Genomic DNA, 21723 nt, shown 5'->3' with positions numbered 1-21723 from the left:
ATAATCGGTTGAGCGTTTGATTCCGCTAATGATTGAGCGACTTTAACCGGATCACCATCACACGTTTCAATTCCATCACTAACAACGTATATTAAGTTTGTATGATTACTAGCGTCATACTCGGATAATGCTTCTCGAGATTGCTCTAATGCATCAGCTAACGGTGTCCATCCCCTTGGCTCAAATTGGTTTAGAGCTTCTTGAAATTCCGTCTCATCATAAGGTGCAAACCCATAAACTTGCTCAATTCCTGCACATGAGAGTTCTTTATCACTGGCTGAACTCGAACCTTCATGACCGTATACTCGCAAAGACACATTAGCTGCCTCTGGCACTTCAGCCATAAAACTCTGAATCGCTTCCTTAGCGATATCCATTTGTGTTCGATTTCCTACATATGCTCCCATACTCCCACTTGCATCAAGGAGGATTTCTACATTGTAATTCTCCTTGAAATGAAATTTTTCATCAGGTAAATCAGGAGAACCAAATGAAGAAAACTCCCATTTTTTCACTGCATCCTCAGGGTTAGGATAGTTTTCGGCAACAAGTGAATACAAATATCGTAAATATAATTCATACTCTTCATCAGACGGATTGTCGCTCATAGAGCCTATACTATCCATCTTTTCGGTAACTTCCTCTTCCATATCCCACAGGTTATCAGCCCGTTCAAAAGGTCCACCTGTCTGTGTAGCTAAACCTTTTATATCAGTAGGTATTGGATCAATATCATCTAATTTGACTACATCTTCCTGACTTTCTGATGAAGTATCTTCATGGTTCTCTTCCTCTTCATCAATTTCTTCATATTCAATTTCAACTTCTTTTTCCTCTTCGGTTTCATCAACTGGAGAGACTTCCTCTTCTCCTCCAAAGCAAGCTGTTAAAATCATTAGTAAAACTATTATAATAATATTAAAAAACTTCATAGGGTTGCTCCTTCAAGTGAAATTAATATTCTTCATTCCCACTCTATCAAATTGTTCTTCCACACTTTCTTTAGACTCTTCAACAGATTGTTTCTATCTTTAAATAATTCACGCGACATTGAATAAATCTTGAGATATGAAGTTGCTCTTTTACCATTAAAGTTATTAACCAGACTAAAAAATTAACCTCCAATACTACTAATTAATTCTCTAATCTTCTCAACAACATCATCTCCAATTCCATCCGCACCACTCATAGCAGTAGAAATTACACCTACCAAAATTACAATTACTGCAGCAATACCAATCCACTCTAAAGTTTGTGATCCTCTTTCTTCTTTTGTAACCTCAACAGCTCTGCTCATCATTTTTTCAATAAATCTGTTAAACATCTTCATTCATATTCCTCCTCTTAGATTTTATAAGTAATTGAAAATACTATTATCTCCCATTAACATATTAAGAATCATAAGCCCGGCAATCATTAAGATTGAAACCGGTGCAATTAAAAACGTTGTAACTAAAGTTACTTTTGGTGATGCTTTTGCCGCTAACTCCTTCACTTGCTCTTGGCGCATCTGCCTTAAGTCTTCAGCTTGAATTTTGAATGTCTTAGCAATCGGTATACCAAGGTCCATACCTTGAATTAGTGCTTTAATTAAGGTTTGAAACTCTTCATTTTCATTTCGTTTAAGTAAATCGCGATAAGCCTTTTCTCTTGGTACACCTAAATCAATTTGTTGGTTGAACCTGGAGAATTCTTCTCGCAAAGGCCCATCAAAATGACGAATGACCTCTCGAAGTGCTTGATCTAAACTAACACCTGCTTGCAAACTCGTACTTACTGTGTCCATAAAGTCAGGTAAGTCTTTGCGAATAAGTTGCTGCCTCCGCTTCACCTCTCTTTTTATTAAGAGAATGGGTAGAAAATAACCAATGATTGGGTTGAAAACAAGCATGTATTGTGAAAATGGCAATCCGATTACAACAGCTAAAACCCCAGAGATAAATCCAACAACTAGTAAGAAGATTTTAAGCCCTTGGAATCTCGCAACTGATAATTTTAAAGGGTTACCAGACAATCTAAGCCATTGATCAACCATGTGATTTTCACTAAAGAAGTTAATTCTTTGACCCAAGTCAGAGAAATCATCTGCGTACTTTGTCACTCGACTAAACAGCTTTGCTCTTCTGTCCTTTTTCTTTTCTTTCTTTTCAAATGGGTCGACTTTTGTAACCTTTGATACATGTTCTAACACACCACGTTTTTCATTCAAAAACGTCCAAAAGTGCTTTAAACAAAGAAGTGTACATAACCAAAATGCGATTATAAATAAAATGATTAATGCATCCATAAGCTACACCTTTATATCCGTTATTTTTCGTATCAGTATGAAAGAAAGTACAATAGCTGCTAAAAACAGAACTAGTATAACAAGGCCAAACCCTGACCAAAGTGGGTCGATAAATCCATCTATTACGTTATTCATAACTAAAAGAAGAAAAATCGGTAATATTGGAACGATTAATGATATATACTTTTGTTCTGATGTCATCGTTTTAATAATTTGATTTAAAACTTTTCGGTCTTCAAAAGTATTAGCCATCGTCTCTAAAGTGAGGGCTAAATTACCTCCAGTTTTCTTCTGAATCAGCAATGTGGCTATAAATAGATTAAAATCACGAGATTTGTTTCTTTTTTGTACTGTTCTAAGAGCATTTTCTAGCGTGACACCCATCTTTAATTCATTTGAGATCCGTTTAAACTCTTCTCCAGCTGGGCTGATACTTCTCGTGCAACTAGGTCAATACCTTGATTGATCGTTAACCCCGACCTTGCTGCATTACCAAGTATTCTACAGACTTCACTCAACTGATCATTAAACCTATGTTCGTAACTGTTTTTCCTAAAATAAAACAGTAAATAATTAATAAGGGTTATTAACACTAATGGCAAAAGCACACTGACCATTATTGGCATACTAAAGATTGAGAACATTAATACAAACAAAGCCATATATCCTACAATTAATATCCCTAAATACTCAGAAGGGAGAAGCTTCAAGTTGGCATTATGCAGTTTGTTTTTCAACGCCTGAGAAGACTCTTTTTCATCAAAGCGCTCTCCCCAGCGACTAATAATACTTTTCCTCTCTTCTTCAGGGAAAATCTTTTTAACCATTTGATTCCATTCTTTCTTTTGAGATCTATAACCTAAGAAGAAATAAATACTAAATAAGAATGATAAGACAGCTAAGCTATACAGTATAGTTACGACTAGATTCATAATCCATAACCTCCTTAGGATTGAAGATTGATGGATTAATATCTATTCCAACAACTTTTAAGTGTTGTAAACACTTGGGTATGACACCTGTTGGGATGAAATATCCATTTACTGTTCCATCCTCTTTAATACCTGTACGTTGAAATTTAAAGATGTCCCGAACTTCAATTCGTCCATCTGAATTTACTTCAAGTTCTGATATGTTCATTACTTTACGACTTCCATCTGTTAAGCGTTGAACTTGAACAATATATTGTATAGCACCAGTGATGTAATCACGAATAACGTTTGTCGTTAAATCCATTCCAGCCATAACAACCATTCCTTCAACTCTATTAATAGCATCATCAGGAGTGTTAGCGTGAATAGTCGTCAATGAACCTTCATGACCGGTGTTCATCGCTTGTAACATGTCAAAGGCTTCCGGACCACGAACTTCACCGACAATGATCCGGTCTGGTCGCATTCTTAATGAGTTTTTTACCAATTGTCGAATAGTAATTTCCCCTTCACCTTCAACGTTAGGGGGACGAGACTCCAGTCCAATAGCGTTAGGACGTTCAATTCTTAATTCTGCTGAATCTTCAATTGTAATTACACGCTCACTTCTAGGGATCGACTTCGCTAAGGCATTAAGTAAAGTTGTTTTACCACTTCCCGTTCCTCCTGATATAAGCAAGCTTAATTTGGCTTTCACAAGTGCTTCTAAAAACTTAGACATCTCTTGTGTAAATGTCTCGGAATCTTGCAAATCATTCATACTAAAAGGTTCTTTTCGAAATTTACGAATCGATACTAAAGTTCCTCCTAAGCTAATAGGGTCAATTACTGCATTAACTCTACTTCCATCCGGTAATCTAGCATCTACCATTGGAGAACTTTCATCAATTCTTCTCCCTAATGGGGCTACTACACGGTCAACAATATGTTTGACGTGATCTTCATCTTTAAAAGAAACGTTCACGCGTTGAAGTTGACCATTCCTTTCTATAAACACTTCACTTGGAGAGTTAACTAAAATCTCTGTAATGGAATCATCCTTCAACAGTGGTTCTAATGGGCCGAAGCCAACACTTTCATCAATTAACATAGAAAGCATTCTTTTCTTATCTTGTTTTGGGATGACAACTTGTTCTTCTGACATAAACTGATTGACTAAACGTTCAATTTTTAACCTTTTGTCTGACTCATCTAAGCTTGTAATTTGTTCAAGGTTTATTTCTGTTAATAACCTAGATTTATAATGTTCAACTAACTCATCTAAATAACCTGAGCTTGAAGTGACACCACGATCAAATTCATTTTCTGTCAGCTCTTTTCGCCCTTTTTGAAAAAGAGACATGAAATCACCCTTAACGATTATTTCAGCATGGAGTGTACCCATTTATGAATATCTTTTGAAAACGGGGATAACTTTTTCTCCTGAGGCTCTTTACGTAATGGCTCTCCATGGTTAATTCTGGATTGAACATTTTTTATATCTCTTCTAATTTCTGAAGCAACAGGGTACGAGACAAATCGTTCAAGGTCTTTCTGCGTCAATTCCAGATCTTTCGCCTTATAGTTCAAAACAATTTCAAGTTTATCTTTTGAATCAATCCCTAGGCGGTTTAAAAGAAGCTCTACCCCCTTTAAAACTTGTAATGATACTGTATTGAGCTCCATAACATAGTAGATTCGATTAGCTTCTTCTAAAGCAATAAAAGACCGTTCATCAATCCAACTTGGTAAATCGACAATGATGAAATCAAAGTTTCTCTTGCTTGCACGGATCAGCCTTAGCACAAAGTCTTCAGTGATTTTTTCAGCCATTTCAGCATCTTTAGGACTAATCAATACATTTAATTCGGAATTCTCCTCAGTCTCTGAAACGTTACGAATATGGTGTTCTCCTAATTCGTTTATAACTGGAATCAAATCTATTATTGAACGGTTACTTTCCATCCCTAAATACGCTTCCGCACCACCAAACTGCAAATTCAAATCAATAAAAAGTACTTTTCCTGTCGATTCAAGTTTTAAAGTTTGGGCAAAAGTCGAACTGATCAGTGATTTCCCAACACCACCTGATCCACTATAAAACGAAAAGACTTTACCTCCACCTCTTTTATAACCATCTGCCTGTTCTAACGAGTGAGAAATTGCTTGTGCATCCGTTGCCATTTCCTCAATGCATTCTTTTAACACTAATTCCTCACCTGGGATGACAAATAAGTCAGTCACTCCTAAGCGGTTGAGGTTTCTAAGTAATTCGAAGTCCTCTTGGCCTGTAACACAAATAATAGAAGAATTAGGTGATTCTGCTAATATGATTTGAGCAAAGTCAGCAGGGGAAGTTCCATGACTAGCAATAATAATGATCTCTGCTTCGACTTTTTTAAGTTCTGATGTCGTAATAAACTTCAAATCAAAGCTGTCACTGAGCTGATCGTGTAACATAGCTTTTAATTCATCGTGATCGCCTATCACATACACATTACTAATTGCGTTCATTTGACCATTAACCATCTCTGTCTTATTCATCTTCATCAGAATCACTTTCCTCATCCGTTAAATCTTCATCTTCAACCCGTTCATCTTCCTCTATTGGCTCCGTAGACTGGTTAGCCTCTTCACTTACGTTTGCTTTAAGTACTCTCATACTGTCTGCATAGTTTTGCATATGAACTAAATCTGTCACTTTATCAAATGGTATCTCTAGCTGCACACCCGAGAAACCAGAGTCATTATGTGCCACTCTTGCTACCTGAACATCTTCCATAAAAACTTCAGTAACTGGCTCATCATCAAAATCATGCGAAACGATAATATCAGCACGATCCAAAGCTGTAAGTTCTTCATCGAAGTAGACTTGATCAGACCTCAATACTGAAACAAGTCGATTTTCCTGTTCAGTTACTGATGAAGCATCTTTCAACATGTTTTCAGTGATAATTTCTCCATTTGATAAAGGAATCACTGATACTTGATCAACTAAATCATTAACATCTGTAATAAACTCTTCACGTACATAACGCTGTGGCACTTCATCTGTTCTAACATCACTTGGAGTAATAATCTTTCTTGAAGGAATATCAGTACTTGCGGTATATACTGTTACCATTGTCCCAAGATCATCATTAAGCGATTGAACCTTTTGTAAAATTAAGAATCCTGATACTGTTGCTAATAATACGGCTAGGATTAAAAACACCATGGCTCTTCGTTTTGATTCCAGCATGATATGTACTCCTTTTACACTGTTTGTTTAAAATCACATCTACAGAAAAACATAACTATTGTTATTACAAAGCATTTATATGAATAACCCTTTAGAAAATAACTTTGAACTCAAGACAATGCCATTACCGTCCTGCATACTGCTCTAAAAACAGTTATATTGGATTAGTATTATATGACTATTAATTTTTCTAATAATCTAACAATCTATATATCTAAAGTGACTTATTCAGTGTCACTGTTGTATATTTCTTTTAAATTCCTAAGTTTGTTAGAGTGATGACTATAAAAGTAATAAAAGTGAAACAACCTATATAATTCCAATTGTTTGACAAACATTGTAACAAAGTTAGAATATTTTTCCATAATACTTTTTGACTACACACCTATACTCAAAATCAACATAGTACAAATTACCTAATTCTTGTAATTGGGAATATGATATAATGAAACTCACTTTTATATAAAGGGAGGTGTGGTTTGTGCCGATTTGTCAGCAATGTGAAACAAAGTGGTCGTGGTGGGAGACGAATAAAGTCTCTACTAAATTAGACACAAGAATGGTATGCCCTCATTGTCATGCACACCAGTATGCCTCTAAAAAACGCTGAAAGTAACTGGGGTATTAACTTTACTTATTCCATTTATTATTATTGTTCCATCTATGATTTTTAACATGACCTTATTAGGCGTCATTGGACTTTCTCTAGCAGTTATACTTTCATTCTCGATCATTTACCCTTTCATTTTAAAGTTAAGTAGTACAGAAGAGCATTTAGTTCATTGGGGGAAAATGAAATAAAGCCAGCCGTCAATTTATTATGACGACTGGCTTTATTTATGACCTGGCGAAATGACAGGCCGCTAAATGGTGCTCCTTCACTTCTTCTAAAGCTGGATCAACTTGTTTACAATATTCTGTCGCAAGGGGGCAACGTGTATGAAAACGACATCCAGAAGGCACATTTAGCGGACTCGGTACGTCTCCTTTAAGTTGAATTCTTTCTTTATTATCTTCAGTTATATCCGGAATAGCTGAAAATAAAGCTTGTGTATATGGGTGTGACGGGCTCTCGTAAATGGAATCTTCATCAGCTAATTCGACCATTTTACCTAAATACATAACACCTACCCGGTCACTAATATGCTTAACGACGGATAAATCATGAGAAATAAAAATATAAGTTAGTTGGTGTTTCCTTTTGAGCTTTTGTAATAAGTTCAATACTTGTGCTTGAACGGATACGTCTAATGCCGAGACCGCTTCGTCACATATAATTAACTTAGGTTGTACAGCAAGTGCCCTAGCAATACTAACTCTCTGCCTTTGCCCACCACTAAACTCATGCGGATACTTCCAGTAAGCTTCAGCTTTTAACCCGACTTCTTCAAGCAAATTTTGAACGTAGCTTTGACGTTCTTTTTTAGGGACGATCTCATGAGTTGCCACAATTTCAGTCAACATTGCCCCTACTGTCATTCTAGGATTCAATGAAGCGAAGGGGTCCTGGAATATAATTTGTATATCTTTACGTAACTTTCGTAACTGCTTACCACTCAGTTGAGCAATATCTTGACCTTCGTAAAACACTTCACCTGACGTTGGTTTTTGTAGTTGAAGCAGTGCACGTCCCATCGTTGACTTACCACAACCAGACTCACCGACAATGCCTAACGTTTCACCTTTTTTAACGTTAAAGGTCAAGTCATCGACGGCTTTGACTTGTTGTTTTTGTTTAAATAAGCCACCACCGACTTCAAAGTATTTTTTTAACCCTTTAATCTCTAATAGGTTGTCGGTCGACTGCTTCACTTGAGCTGTTGCCATCAGACTCCCCTCCTTCATATGGTGTCATCTGTTGCCACTGATCTGAATACATCCAACAACGAACGGGGTGACCTTCTGCTCCTACTTCTTCTGGAGACTGAACGAAACACTCCTGCTTTGCAAAAGCACACCTAGTCGAAAAGCGGCAACCTGAGGGCATTTCATCCGGGTTCGGTACAGACCCTTTAATGACTGGTAGTTCTTCTGTTTTCCCTTGTAGTTTTGGAATTGATTCGATCAACTTGTGTGTATGGGTGTTTTGGGTTTTCAAATAACGACTTTGAATCTGTATATTCAATCACTTCACCTGCATACATCACGAGCACTTGGTCAGCCATTTCCGAAACGACGCCTAAATCATGGGTAATCATGACTATCGACATGCCTAAATCGGCTTTTAACTCATTTAAAAGGTCTAATATTTGAGCTTGGATCGTTACATCTAATGCTGTTGTTGGTTCATCGGCGATTAATAATTTCGGGTTACAAGCTAGTGCCATCGCAATCATGACACGTTGACGCATTCCTCCGCTCATTTCGTGTGGGTAATTATGAACTCGCTCACGGGGAGAAGGAATGCCAACTAATTCAAACATTTCAACAACGCGTTCATAGGCTTCTTTTTTCATTACGTTACGGTGAATTCGGACTGCTTCTGCAATTTGTTTTCCTACTGTATGAACGGGATTTAATGACGTCATTGGCTCTTGGAAAATCATTGAGATCTCATTGCCACGTATTTTACTCATTTCTTTCATGGATTTGTTCGTTAAGTCTTGACCTTCAAATTGAATCTCACCTGAACGAATTTCGCCTGATTCTGGTAGTAGTCCCATGATTGAAAGTGAAGTTAAACTTTTCCCGCAACCTGATTCGCCAACGATACATAGAGTTTCTCCTTTTTGCACGTTAAACGACACACCATTTAAGATTTGTGTGAAGTTCTTTTTATTATTAAATCCAACTTCTAAGCCGCGGACTTGTATTGGTATTCTTCGCTCGTATTTTTCATGACGTGACACTCCTTACTTCATCTTCGGATCTAACATGTCGCGTATGCCATCGCCGAACAAGTTAATTGAAATGACGGTAATGAAGATTAATGCCCCTGGAAATAAAGCGATCCACGGTGCCGAATCTAAATAACCTTGACCGGTTGCTAACATGGAACCCCAACTGGGATTAGGTGGCTGAGTTCCTAAACCTAAATAACTGAGTGAAGCTTCAACGATAATAGCTGCTGCAATGGCCAGTGTGGCTTGAACCATAATCGGTGCGATTGTATTCGGTAGAATATGTTTTAAAATAATACTGAAATCACTAATCCCCGAAGCTTTACCCGCTTCAACATATTCTTTCTCTCGGTGCGCCAACACTTCACCACGAATTAAACGAACAAAATTAGGGGTTAACACTAAACCAATCGCGATCATCGCATTAGTTAAACCTGCACCTAATACCGCTGCTAGAGCTAATGCTAATACTAAAGCAGGGATTGAAAGCATCGCGTCTGTCATTCTCATAATGATGTACTCATCAATAAAACCGCGGTAATAACCAGAAATTAAACCAATCGGAACTCCAATGATTAACGCAATGCCAACTGAGATTAGACCTGCTTGTAACGACACTTGTGCTCCATATATAACTCGGCTAAAAATGTCACGTCCTAGATTATCTGTTCCAAACCAATACTCAATACTTGGTGCTTGTAGGACAGCACTATAATTTTGTTCAGTTGGATCATGCGGTGCTAACCACGGCGCAAAAATTGCTGTAAATATTAACAGGAATGTAACAACACCACCGAAGACGGCTAATTTATTTTGCAATAATCGTTCGAGCATTGTTTGAAGTATTCGCAGGCGAGGGTTTTGAGCTTTGGGATTTTGTACTGATAGGTTTTGAGATTGCTCCATTATTGTGACCCTCCTGTTAGCTTAATGCGTGGATCTAAGATTGAATATAAAACATCTGTTAAGAAGTTGATTAATATAACAGCTAAAGCCATAAACATAACGGCCCCTTGTAATACAGGGAAATCTCGCGTTTGAATTGACGTGACTAATAGTTGACCTAAACCAGGAATATTAAAAATCTCTTCTGTAATGACCGTTCCGCCTAAGAAAGCAGCAAACTGTAACGCACTGACTGTAATAACTGGTAAAATCGAATTTCTTAATGCATGCCCATATACAACAGCTCGTTCAAGTAACCCTTTGGCATAACCTGTTCTTATATAATCTGACCCTAATACCTCTAATAAACTAGAACGAAGCATACGGGTTAGTTCTGCTGATAGCCTCACACCTAAAGCGACGGCAGGTAGTAACATGTACCATAAACTTTGGGCGACATTTTCTGTAATAGGTACATAACCTGATGGTGGAAACCAACCGAGCGTGACAGCAAAAATAAAGATTAATAGAATACCTAACCAAAATGGTGGTAGCGATACGCCTGATAGTGCAAATAAAGTTGCTGATGAATCCCATAGAGTACCTTTTCTCGTTGCACTAATGACACCTGCTGGAATCGCAATTAAAACGGCAATCGCAAAGGACATGACTGTTAGCTGTAGTGTGATCGGAACCTTTTCAGCTAATAGACTCGAAACTTCGGTATTATCTCTAAATGATTGGCCGAAATCTCCTTGTAATAAGTCACCAACCCATGCAAAGTACTGCATGATTAGCGGATCATTTAACCCCATATCCTCACGCAATGCTTCTAGTGACTCATCTGTGGCTTCCTGTCCTAAAATCATTAATGCTGGGTCACCAGGCAACACATTGACAAGTGAGAAAACGATCACACTTACGAAAAATAAAATAACGATCATTAATCCTGCCCGTCGTAGTAGAAATGAGAGCACCTTCACCCCTCCTGATTGTCTAAATTAGTGTAAAGGAAGGTGCTGCAATTGGTTGCAGCACCTTACCTACTTTTATTCAAGTGTTAAATCTGCTGGTCTAATTAAGCCATCTGGTATGTGGTTAAATCCTTGAACGTTGTCTTTCATCGGCTTATAGTCATTTTCGTGATATAAGAAAATATAAGGTGCTTCATCCCATAAAATCTCTGCTGCTTGATGGTACATTTCTTGTCTTTCACCTTGGTCAATAGTCGTTCTGGCATCCATTAACAATTCATCTAGTTGCTCATTTGAACTTCCAGTAAAGTTGTACGTTTCCCCTGTGTGGAACCAGCTATAAGCATTACCATCAGGGTCTATGCGACCACTCCAACCAAGTCGAGCAACATCATAGTCACCTTCATACATACGATCTAAAATAGCACCAAACTCTACTTGTTCAATTTCAACTTCAAACCCAACATCATCAAGCATAGACTTCAACATTTCAGATAGTTGTTGCTCTGCTGGTGATGGGCTAACAGTTAACGTGAATGATAAATCCTCAACCCCTGATTCTTCTAATAGCTCCTGTGCCTTTTCAACTTCACGATCAGGCACTTCTAAACCTGGATTGTTTGCCCAACTTGAAGGTGCAAATGGACTAACTGCTGGAACAGCTCCGTTATGAAAAACGACTTCTGTTATCGCATCACGATCAACCGCATAGTTCATAGCCTGCCTTACTTTTTGGTTATCAAATGGCTCTCGGTCTGTATTTAACATTAAACCTTGGAAGCCGATTCCATCTTCTTCAGACATATTGATTTCTGGATTCTCTTCTAGTTGCTCTAGGTCTTTGTGAGCCACGCGATTCACGATATCTAGATCACCTGATACTAAGTTTGTAATGCGCGTATCTTCGTTGGAAAACGCATGATACTCTAAGTACTGATAATCTGGTTGATCACCCCAGTAATCATCGTGACGCTCGAACTCTAAATGGCTTTGAGCTGTACGGTCAACGAACTGAAATGGTCCTGTACCAACGGGTTCGTTAGACAAATCAATTGACTCATCTTCAGCCGCTTCAGGCGAAACCATTTGACCTGCTCGGTGAGATAGTCCAGATAAGAAAGGAGCAAACGGTTCCTCTAGCTCAACGACAAATGTGTACTCATCCTCTACTGACATTTCTTCAATTAACCTTAAGTCCGAAGCATTTGGCGAACCAAGATCTTCATCTAAAATTCGTTCAAAGTTATACTTTACCGCTTCAGCGTTAAAATCGGCTCCATCGTGGAAAGTGACACCTTCTTGTAAATAAAATGTATAAGTTAAACCATCCTCTGAGACATCCCAATCTTTAGCAAGTCCAGGGATAGGGTCTAAGTTTTCATCTACATTAATTAGCGTTTCATAAACAGCTTTGAAAATTTGACTCTCTACTTGTGCAGTGGATAAGTGAGGGTCTAACAACGGTGGATCATCATCTAAACCAACAACTAAAGTGTCTTCCGCATCGTTATTTGTTAAATCTTCTGGCTCTTCTTCTCCACCAGCTGCCTCATCATTTTGATCGTTACCACCACATGCAGCTAGTACCATAAGTAAAGTTAATAATAGTGTTGTTAATAGCTTTTTAGAATACATTTGATCGTCCATATAAGTTCCTCCTAGGTTTTAATAAAGTCATAAGTCTGAAATAAAATCGCTAATGTCATTTTCCACACGAACCAACTCCTCTGAACTTTTGAAATAGTTAGATAATTTAAATTTAAAATCCATTTTACTTACTTAAACCACAAAGTCAATAACATTTTGATAGGTTTTTATATGTAATCGTTATCATTTTGTTATTCATTTATGAAAACCCTTTCATATTGTTATTTTAGCCCTAAGCATTTTTATCTATTAACCATTTACAAACAAATGTTTAAATGATAAACTTTTGTTATAATAAATTGATAGCGATTTCATTCATTGAAAGTGGAGGGTTCAAAAATGGAAAAAGAACAACAAATTTTAAATTTTATAAAATTAAACCCTTACATCTCACAACAAGAGTTAGCTGATGAAGTCGGTCTCTCGCGTCCAGCGGTTGCCAACTATATTAAGAGGTTAATTGCGTCTGGTGACATTAAAGGACGAGCCTATATTTTAAATGACCACAGTGGAGTTACATGCATTGGTGGAGCTAACGTTGACCGTAAGTCACATGCTTTGCAAGACGTTAGAATGGAGTCGTCTAACCCTGTTATAACTGACGAATCTCTTGGCGGAGTAGCAAGAAACGTCGCTGAAAACTTGGTCAGACTAGACTTAAAGCCGACTTTGGCTACTTTTGTAGGTCAAGATAAAGAAGGTGCTTGGTTAACGGAGTCTGCATACAAAATTGGTATCGACACGAGCGAAGTTACTACTTTACCTCAAAGCCGTACCGGAACTTATACAGCGTTGATCGACCGAAACGGTGAACTCGTTGTATCTATGGCAGATATGGAGATTTACAACAAAGTATCTGAGCAGTTAATTGAGCAAAAATGGCAACAATACGCACGCTCTGATGTCATCTTTTTAGATACTAATATTTCTGAAAGTGCTATCCATGCAGTAATAAGACGTTCTAAAAGTAATCAAAAGCCATTATTTTTAGACCCTGTCTCCTCAATTAAAGCGAAAAAGCTACCAGGAGATTTATCAGGTGTGCACACGATTATTCCGAACAAGGAAGAAGCCGAGGAACTGTCAGGTATTACAATTAATAGTGCTAATGACTTAGGGAAAGCTTGCCATGAGTTACTGCGAAGAGGCGTTAAGCAAGTTGTCGTCACTTTAGGTGAAGAGGGCATTTATTATTGTTCTAATGATGAAGAAGGTAAGGTTGGAGCTATTCGTACAGAAGTTGCTGACGTAACCGGAGCTGGTGATGCGTTCACTGCTGGTATTATTTATGGTTTTATAAATGGTCAGTCGTTGCAGCAGGCTTGTCGTTTCGGACTAGCGTGCGCCACGTTAACACTTCAATCAAATCAGTCTTGTTCAGAAGACTTATCAACAGGGAAAATTATTACTTTATTAAAGGAGTTGTCGTAAATGGAACAATTTTTATCATACACAAAAGAAGTACAAGAGGCTTTACAAAATAAACAACCTGTCGTTGCATTAGAGTCAACGATTATCTCTCACGGGTTACCATACCCGCAAAACTTAGAAATGGCTCGTAAAGTTGAAGAAATAATCCGTGAGCAAGGGGCAGTACCTGCTACGATCGGCATTATGGATGGTGAGGTCAAGATCGGTTTAACAGAAGAAGAGTTAAATGTTTTTGCTACAAGTGGAAATGTTCATAAGGTGAGCCGTCGCGACTTTGCCCATGTTATTGCACAACGAGAACTCGGTGCAACGACTGTTGCTGGAACGATGATTGCAGCAGAACTTGCAGGTATTAAAGTATTTGCCACTGGTGGAATTGGTGGTGTTCATCGTGAAGGTGAAATCACTTGGGACGTTTCAGCTGACTTAACGGAATTAGCACAAACGAATGTCGCTGTCGTATGCGCTGGTGCTAAATCAATTTTAGATATCGGTCGAACGTTAGAATATTTAGAGACCCATGGCGTTCCGGTTATTGGTTACAAAACCAACACATTTCCTTCATTCTACTCTCGAGTAAGTGAATTCGGTGTTGATTACCAAATCGATCAACCAGAAGCAGTTGCTAAATCGCTAAAGACTAAGTGGGATTTAGAGCTGGAAGGTGGCGCTATAATTGCTAACCCTGTACCTGAACACGCCGCATTAGACTATAATGAAATTGAAAATGTCATTCAAGAAGCAATCACAGAAGCGAAAAATAACAACATTACCGGTAAAGAAGTAACGCCATTTATTTTAGATAAAGTGAAACGATTAACAGATGGCCAAAGTTTAGAAACGAACTTAGCTCTTGTTTATCATAACGCTGAAGTAGCTGGACAAGTGGCAAGAGCTTACCAAAAAATTGTTTAAAGCAAACCAAAAGAGTGAACTCTAAAAAACGAGTTCACTCTTTTTAAACTTGAGGTCCTTTTTCAGGATCTGTTGCACCTGGTGGACTATACGCTGGTGGCACCTTAAGCCACCCACGTTTTCTCATCAATTCTTTCGCACTAAACCCTAGGGCAAACTTATCTATTTGAAACTTCAAAAACATTAACCCTAAATCTGTTCTTAAACATTGACTAGCTGAGGCAGCACACATATCCCCCGCATAAACGAAATTTATTGTTAAAGTATTCATTAATTCATCATCTGTCATTCTCGCACCAACTGGTACACTTTTCGGGTCAGATATTGGCTTATGAGCTGGTGAAGACGCTAATGGAATTCCCTCATTTCTCATAAATTTCGTCAATTCATTTACGTGTGAGTTTGCTACATCATAAGCGTCGTTTATGAACTTTTTAACATCCTCATCCAAAGTCATATTTAGCCCAACTTCTTCATAAGCGATGATACTCTCAACAAAAGCTAAATACGTCCAACATACCATCGCTTCCCCTATATGAACTGGATCTTTACTATTATCATTCAGTGACTTCAACACTTTTAGTGATGCTTCTACCCATTTTCCATAATTGCTTGCCAAAGTAAACACCCCCGAACTCAGTATTATTAGTTTGGAATTCTAGAGGTAATTTATTCATATAAGTTTTATTTTAAGCCACCCCGTGCATCAATGGCCCATTGACCAACTGTTTTATAGGAGTTACAAACGACATACTCATCAAATAAGTTAGCCACTACGCAAGCATGGTTTGGAATGATTTCGACTGTATCATTAACTTCCAACTCACACTGTTCATCTATTGGAATGACCCCATGCTCTTCGGACAACCTTTCAATAACTAAATTTGGGTAACCAATGACTTGGCCGAATCCGACAACACTTTCGTTGCCATGTGCGCCCTTTTCAAATGACAATGATTTGCTTCCTGCATCAATCACTATACGATCAGAGTGTTTAGCAACAACCGTAGCAAGTACGGTTAAAGCACAATCTTCAGGCTGTGCTACACCTAAACCGACTTGAACCATATCATAAAAAATTGCATTTCCAGGTCTAACTTCTGTTACACCGGAAACCTTACCCGCTTCCATGAACGTTGGAGTAGCGCCAACACTTCGATGCCGAATACGGATCCCTTCAACTTCACATGCTTGCGCACTCTTCACAACACTTTCTGCTTCATAGTTTGCGATTCTTTTCCGTTCGTCATTTGACTTAGCACCGTAAGAATAGCCAGCATGAGTGTATAAACCAGTTAATTCAAGACCTGGAAGTGCTGTAATATACTTGGCTAAGTTTACCGTCTCTTCACCTGGCTCAACACCACAACGGTTCAACCCAGAGTTCACTTTAATCCATACTTCAAGCACTTCATTTTCAAACGTGTCACTTAAAGCTTTTGCACCGATCTCAGAATCAACGCTAGCAATTATATTGGCTTGTTTAGTTAACTCTTTTAAACGGTTTACTTTTTGTTTTTTAGTAATTGGATAGGCAATAAAAATATCTTCAATGCCACCATCGACCATGACTTCAGCTTCATCCAGTTTAGCAACGGTTACCCCAACCGCTCCTTCTTCAACTTGTCTTTTAGCAATTTGAACACTTTTATGTGTTTTAATATGAGGACGTAATGCAATGTGTTGTGATTGGGCAAAACCAACCATACTCATTAAGTTACGCTCCATCGTATCTTGTTGTATTAATAAACTTGGCGTATCTAAGTTCATCCCTCAATCACCTTTTTCTTTTATGTTACTTCAAGTTTACCTTTTAATAATCGGCAATGTTACAGATGATGGGTATTGTTCCGAATGATAAATCGTCTGATTAGCTACTTTCATCTCATTCGTTTTACCTAATTCATCACCTGTGTTTAAGTTGCGGTCATACTTTGGAAAAGCACTTGATGCGACTTCGATGCGAATTTGATGACCTTTTTTAAAGACGTGTGACGTATTCCAACAGTCGACTTCCACTTCGTAAACTTCACCTGGGGTCATTAGTTCAGGCTTGTCTGTTCCGTTACGGAAGCGCCCGCGAACGAGCCCGTCTGTTAAACGTTGGGCAAAACCACTCGGTCTTACATCCAGTAACTTAACCGTAAAGTCAGTATCTTTCTCATCAGTTGATACGAATAAGTTTGCTTTAACTGGTCCTGTTACTTCTACATCTTCGTCTAACACTTCACTCGCATAGACAAGGATGTCATCTCTTCTTTCAATTGAAGAGTAGTCATCTGGACCACCAATTTGATGCGAAACCATTTCCGTGATGAATGGTACCGGGTTGGCTGGATCATAAGCGTACTGGTCAAATTCTGCTTCACCGTTAGCTGGTTCACTCGTTCTTAAAACACCATCTCCAAAGCGGCTATTCGCCTTGCCACCACTATGTAAATAAAGTTCGGTCCACTTCGTATTTGGTAGAGGCCATGTTTCCTCTTGATGCCATTTGTTTTCTCCCATTACGAAAATCTCAACGGGTGCTTTCTTAGTAAAACCTTGATCAATTCCTTTTAAGTAGTAATCGAAAAAGCGTCGCTGGTAGTCATTCATATTAATTATAGAGTCTTCTCCAAAGTCTAAATCACCTAGTTTAGTCGATTTGTTAAGTTGGTGCGGCCAAGGTCCCATTAACAAATGTTGATCAGACTTCCCTGCCTCAACCATACCACGGTAGTTTAACGGTGTTCCGATTTGTTCATCATCATACCAACCTGAAATGTTTAAGACTGGCACGTCAATTTCATCAAAACGGTGCTGATAAGCGATATGTTTCCAATATTCATCAAAGTATGGATGCTCAATTTCTTCACGCCACTGCTCAGAATACCACCCTGTCGGTAAATCCATATCGACATACGGTAAGGTCCAGTAAACCTTTTGCCAATCAACTAAGTTTATATTTTGCATGACACGCCCTCGCGTCATATATAACCAACAAATATGCATCGGGTTCGGTAAACCAGTGGGCCATTCAACAAAAGGATCTGACGGTGTAACTAGTGGAACCATTGCCTTAAGTGATGGAGGTTGCTCTAATGCGGTTAGCCACTGGATGCGTCCTAAATATGAACCTCCAAGAGTACCAATACTTCCGTCACACCACGTTTGGTTAGCGACCCATTCGATGACATCATAACCATCGACACCATCATTGCGGTAAGGGACGAATTCTCCTTCTGAATCTCCACGTCCTCTAACATCAACGTTGATAACATGATAGCCATGTTCAGCGAAGTACTCGCCTTGCAAATGTTGCTGTTCTCTCGTTTTACCATAAGGTGTTCTTACAACGATTGCTGGGTGTATACCTTGTACTTCTGGTTGATAATGATCTGCTGATAATAACACTTCGTCCCTTAAAGGGATCTTTATATCTCTTTTAACACGATAACTCATCCAAACCCTCCTTATAAATTATATTTCGTTATTCGAATTAAAAATCCTGCACAACTCTATTTGTTGGCAAGAAATATTTAACCTTTCATCAAACTTTCACATTGGAGGTTTAAGCTTAAGTTATAGGAGGGTGAAAATTGACAACGACGACTGCAATGATTCAGATGGCGATCATAATTGTGAGCTTTTTGTTAAGCTTTATTGTTTTTATGTTTATTAGCCCGTTAAATAAACAACTTAAAAAACAATACTTAGATGAAACCGTTTCTTTTATTATAAACATCGTTCTACTTATATGGCTTGGTAAAGTCGTGTTTAATCTTTCATTGATTTTAACTGACCCGATGGCTGTTTTAGCGTACCCGAGCGGCGCAAGAGAATTTTACTTTGGCATAATAGTAGCCGTTATAATTTTTATAGCAAAACATAAGAAAAAGGAAATTCTTATTATACCGTTTTTACACGCCTTTTTAACCGTTTTCTTGTTCACTTCATTTATTTACGAATTTACGGAACTTATTGTGCAAGATCATACTTACTCGTTTAACTACTTAACTTTATTATTTATTGTTTTAATTACGTTTGTCATGATGAACTCTTTATCATTAGGAGTTTCAAGTGGGGTTACTATTACGTTGTGGAGCTTAGGCCAACTTACCTTAACAACAGTACAACCATTTATAACCGTTTTCTCTTATATGGTTTCCCCGTGGTTCATTATGATTGTGTTTATGGTCGGAATATCAATATTAATAACTAATATTAAGAAAGTTGGTGCAACATGATTGATGTAGCAGACCTAACAATATGGTTAGCTTTAGGCGCTGGAATGTTGTCGTTCTTATCTCCTTGTACTTTACCTCTTTTTCCAGCCTACCTTTCTTACATTACTGGGGTAAGTGTAAAAGAATTAGAAAACAACAAAGATATGAAAGTAAGGTCTAAATTACTTATTCACTCTGTTTTATTCCTATTCGGTGTATCGTTAATTTTTATCGGTTTAGGTGTTGGTGTATCTTTTATCGGACAATGGATTCAAAGCTTCCTAGCTGGCGAATCAGGTCAGTTTATTCAACGAATCGCTGGTATTTTCATTATCGTGATGGGACTTTTCGTAGGTGGATGGCTCAATATTAAAACGTTTATGAAGGAGAAGCGTTTTAACTTCGCGAGAAAGCCTGCTGGTTACTTAGGTACTGTCTTTGTTGGAATGGGATTTGCCGCAGGGTGGACGCCATGTATTGGTCCAATTTTTGCAACAATCTTAGTTGCGGCAGCGAGCAACCCATCTCAAGGCGCTTTTTACACCATTTTTTACGTGATCGGTTTCGCTTTACCGTTCCTAATTCTAACGTTCTTTATCGGCAGAACGAGATGGATTGTAAAATATAGCGGCATGATTATGAAAGTCGGTGGTGTCGTCATGATCATTATGGGGCTTCTTCTATTTACTGGCCAAATGACACGAATCTCGATCTTTTTATTAGAACTAATTGATGATACTTGGTTTTCAAATTTAGGTTAAACGAAAGGTGGAAAATATAATATGAAACGTCTTATTATTTTAGCCATCATTGTGTTAATGTTTGGTTGGACGGTGTATGACCTTGTTATAAAAGAGGAAGAAACAAACGAACAAGGTACAGACGGTTTTATGGTAAGTGGTGAACCTGATGGCGGTGACCCCGAGGACCTTGAAGTTGGATTAGACATTGGTAGTACAGCTCCTGACTTTGAGCTTGAAACGTTAGAAGGAGATACTGTAAAACTGTCTGACTTCCGCGGGCAACGTGTTATGATTAATTTTTGGGCTACTTGGTGTCCACCTTGTCGTGCTGAAATGCCTGACATGCAACGTTTCTATGAAAATACAGATATTAAAATTTTAGCAATTGATTTAATTGAAACAGAAAGCTCTAAAGACGATGTGAGAGAGTTTGCTGATAATTTTGAATTAACGTTCCCTATTCTTTTTGATGAAGGCGAAGAAGTGTCAACACTGTATCACGTCTTACCTGTTCCAACGACGTATATGGTTGACTCAAATGGCATCATTCAATATAAAGCATTTGGTGCGATGAACTATGACATGATGATCCAAGAGTATGAAAAGATGGATTAGGCTCTGTATATTATTTATAATGAATGGTTAAGAGGTGTTAGCCATGAACCAAACGATTTTAGTCGTTGAAGATGATCAAATGATTCGTCATCTTATTCGAGTTTATTTGGAGAAAGCCAATTATGAAGTCATTGAAGCTTCAGATGGTGTAGAAGCACAAGAGAAGTTTGTTAAGTACCAACCTTGTTTAATTATATTAGATTTAATGTTGCCTAAACTTAGTGGCGAAGATTTTTGTCAGTGGGTTCGTGACTATGAACAAGAAGAAGTTTCAATCATTATTTTATCTGCTAAAACACAAGTTCAAGATAAAGTCCATTTGCTTCGAATAGGTGCGGATGATTATTTAACTAAGCCTTTCGAACCTGAAGAGTTAATTGCTCATGTAGAGGCCGTCTTAAGGAGGACTGGTCGTTATTGTCAGAAGATCACTTATGATGGCCTATGCTTAAAGGTTAGAAAAGGAGAAGTATTACTAAATGGTGAAGAAATCAACTTAACTAAGCATGAATTCCATTTACTTTACTTCTTTATGCAAAACCCGAATACAGTTTTAACACGGGAGCAGCTAATCGAGCAGTTGTACCCAGCAAGCGAAAATGTCGTTTATGATCGTACAATTGATGCTCACATAAAAAAGCTACGAGAGAAATTACATGATAAAAAAGAACCTAAAAAAATCCAGACAGTAAGAGGAATGGGGTATAAGTTTGTTCCGCAAGAATCCATTTTTTAAAGGGTTATTGTTCAGACTAACTCTATTAAATATGTTGATTATTTCCGCAGCCATTATTTTAAGTAGCTTTGCGATTTATCAAACGGCATGTTTTCTCGTGGAGTCGATTAGCGGAGTAGATGCAAGTACTCAAAGTCGGTTTGAGGCATTATTGTTTGAGTATCTCGTCATTTTTACAATTGTCGCTATTTTGATTGCAGGGATTCTTCATTTTTACTTAACACGAAACTTAATACGCCCGATTAGACAATTAATTCAATCAACAAAAGAGTTAAAATCTGGACAAAACC

General features: G+C 38.0%; 21 protein-coding genes and 2 pseudogenes. 7 read left to right on the top strand and 16 right to left on the bottom strand.

Annotated features, from left to right (window positions below; genetic code table 11):
* The 13 genes and pseudogenes from A194_RS17430 to A194_RS0105180 all read right to left on the bottom strand — a co-directional run.
* Window positions 1-932 (bottom strand): VWA domain-containing protein (locus A194_RS17430; RefSeq protein ID WP_017185814.1); only part of this gene is annotated, 932 nt, incomplete at its 3' end.
* Between the two features lie 182 nt (window positions 933-1114).
* Window positions 1115-1330, bottom strand: coding sequence for a hypothetical protein (locus A194_RS0105230; RefSeq protein WP_017185813.1), 216 nt, complete (start codon window positions 1328-1330; stop codon window positions 1115-1117).
* Window positions 1331-1351: 21 nt separating this feature from the next.
* On the bottom strand, window positions 1352-2287 hold the full coding sequence (locus A194_RS0105225) for a type II secretion system F family protein (RefSeq protein WP_017185812.1): 936 nt from the start codon (window positions 2285-2287) through the stop codon (window positions 1352-1354).
* A 3-nt stretch (window positions 2288-2290) separates the two neighbouring features.
* On the bottom strand, window positions 2291-2671 hold the full coding sequence (locus A194_RS19325; RefSeq protein ID WP_050980488.1) for a type II secretion system F family protein: 381 nt from the start codon (window positions 2669-2671) through the stop codon (window positions 2291-2293).
* Between the two features lie 2 nt (window positions 2672-2673).
* Window positions 2674-3219: a hypothetical protein gene (locus A194_RS19320; RefSeq protein ID WP_050980487.1), complete on the bottom strand. Its 546-nt coding sequence runs from the start codon at window positions 3217-3219 to the stop codon at window positions 2674-2676.
* Window positions 3191-4561, bottom strand: coding sequence for a TadA family conjugal transfer-associated ATPase (locus tag A194_RS0105215; protein WP_017185811.1), 1371 nt, complete (start codon window positions 4559-4561; stop codon window positions 3191-3193). Before A194_RS0105215 ends, A194_RS19320 begins: the two co-directional genes overlap by 29 nt.
* A 17-nt stretch (window positions 4562-4578) precedes the next feature.
* The gene (locus A194_RS0105210) at window positions 4579-5748 is read right to left on the bottom strand and encodes a CpaE/TadZ family protein (RefSeq protein WP_017185810.1); all 1170 of its coding nucleotides are present in this window, start codon (window positions 5746-5748) and stop codon (window positions 4579-4581) included.
* Complete coding sequence (locus A194_RS0105205) at window positions 5735-6439, bottom strand: SAF domain-containing protein (protein ID WP_017185809.1); 705 nt, start codon at window positions 6437-6439, stop codon at window positions 5735-5737. Before A194_RS0105205 ends, A194_RS0105210 begins: the two co-directional genes overlap by 14 nt.
* Window positions 6440-7276: 837 nt before the next feature.
* A complete protein-coding gene (locus A194_RS0105200; protein WP_017185808.1) occupies window positions 7277-8266 on the bottom strand; it encodes an ABC transporter ATP-binding protein in 990 nt (329 codons plus the stop codon).
* Window positions 8217-9258 (bottom strand): annotated as a pseudogene (locus tag A194_RS17420) (ABC transporter ATP-binding protein). The gene A194_RS0105200 and the pseudogene A194_RS17420 overlap by 50 nt, the downstream one beginning before the upstream one ends.
* A 33-nt stretch (window positions 9259-9291) precedes the next feature.
* Entirely contained in the window at window positions 9292-10185 is an 894-nt protein-coding gene (locus A194_RS0105190; RefSeq protein WP_017185807.1) for an ABC transporter permease, read from the bottom strand.
* Complete coding sequence (locus tag A194_RS0105185; protein ID WP_017185806.1) at window positions 10185-11141, bottom strand: ABC transporter permease; 957 nt, start codon at window positions 11139-11141, stop codon at window positions 10185-10187. Before A194_RS0105185 ends, A194_RS0105190 begins: the two co-directional genes overlap by 1 nt.
* Before the next feature lie 72 nt (window positions 11142-11213).
* Complete coding sequence (locus A194_RS0105180; RefSeq protein ID WP_017185805.1) at window positions 11214-12785, bottom strand: ABC transporter substrate-binding protein; 1572 nt, start codon at window positions 12783-12785, stop codon at window positions 11214-11216.
* Between the two features lie 339 nt (window positions 12786-13124).
* Here A194_RS0105180 and A194_RS0105175 point away from each other — a divergent pair, with 339 nt between their 5' ends.
* Window positions 13125-14216, top strand: coding sequence for a carbohydrate kinase (locus tag A194_RS0105175; RefSeq protein WP_017185804.1), 1092 nt, complete (start codon window positions 13125-13127; stop codon window positions 14214-14216).
* Window positions 14217-15131, top strand: coding sequence for a pseudouridine-5'-phosphate glycosidase (locus A194_RS0105170; protein WP_017185803.1), 915 nt, complete (start codon window positions 14217-14219; stop codon window positions 15129-15131).
* A 43-nt stretch (window positions 15132-15174) separates the two neighbouring features.
* Here A194_RS0105170 and A194_RS0105165 read toward each other — a convergent pair whose 3' ends face one another.
* From A194_RS0105165 to A194_RS0105155, 3 genes are all read right to left on the bottom strand, one after another.
* A complete protein-coding gene (locus A194_RS0105165; RefSeq protein ID WP_017185802.1) occupies window positions 15175-15750 on the bottom strand; it encodes a DUF3231 family protein in 576 nt (191 codons plus the stop codon).
* A gap of 65 nt (window positions 15751-15815) precedes the next feature.
* The gene (locus A194_RS0105160) at window positions 15816-16901 is read right to left on the bottom strand and encodes an alanine racemase (RefSeq protein WP_017185801.1); all 1086 of its coding nucleotides are present in this window, start codon (window positions 16899-16901) and stop codon (window positions 15816-15818) included.
* A 36-nt stretch (window positions 16902-16937) separates the two neighbouring features.
* A complete protein-coding gene (locus A194_RS0105155; protein WP_017185800.1) occupies window positions 16938-18575 on the bottom strand; it encodes a CocE/NonD family hydrolase in 1638 nt (545 codons plus the stop codon).
* A gap of 137 nt (window positions 18576-18712) precedes the next feature.
* Here A194_RS0105155 and A194_RS0105150 point away from each other — a divergent pair, with 137 nt between their 5' ends.
* The 5 genes and pseudogenes from A194_RS0105150 to A194_RS17415 all read left to right on the top strand — a co-directional run.
* Entirely contained in the window at window positions 18713-19360 is a 648-nt protein-coding gene (locus A194_RS0105150; RefSeq protein WP_017185799.1) for a hypothetical protein, read from the top strand.
* Complete coding sequence (locus tag A194_RS0105145) at window positions 19357-20100, top strand: cytochrome c biogenesis CcdA family protein (protein WP_017185798.1); 744 nt, start codon at window positions 19357-19359, stop codon at window positions 20098-20100. The genes A194_RS0105150 and A194_RS0105145 overlap by 4 nt, the downstream gene beginning before the upstream one ends.
* Window positions 20101-20121: 21 nt before the next feature.
* A complete protein-coding gene (locus A194_RS0105140) occupies window positions 20122-20697 on the top strand; it encodes a peroxiredoxin family protein (RefSeq protein ID WP_017185797.1) in 576 nt (191 codons plus the stop codon).
* A gap of 43 nt (window positions 20698-20740) precedes the next feature.
* A complete protein-coding gene (locus tag A194_RS0105135) occupies window positions 20741-21433 on the top strand; it encodes a response regulator transcription factor (protein ID WP_017185796.1) in 693 nt (230 codons plus the stop codon).
* A pseudogene (locus tag A194_RS17415) lies at window positions 21408-21723 on the top strand (HAMP domain-containing protein); the annotation flags it as partial. The gene A194_RS0105135 and the pseudogene A194_RS17415, both read left to right, overlap by 26 nt.

Source organism: Alkalibacillus haloalkaliphilus C5 (genome assembly GCF_000269905.1).
Taxonomy (GTDB): domain Bacteria; phylum Bacillota; class Bacilli; order Bacillales; family Alkalibacillaceae; genus Alkalibacillus; species Alkalibacillus haloalkaliphilus_A.
Note: the sequence above shows the minus strand (reverse complement) of the source record. Positions and strands in the feature narration are given on the sequence as shown.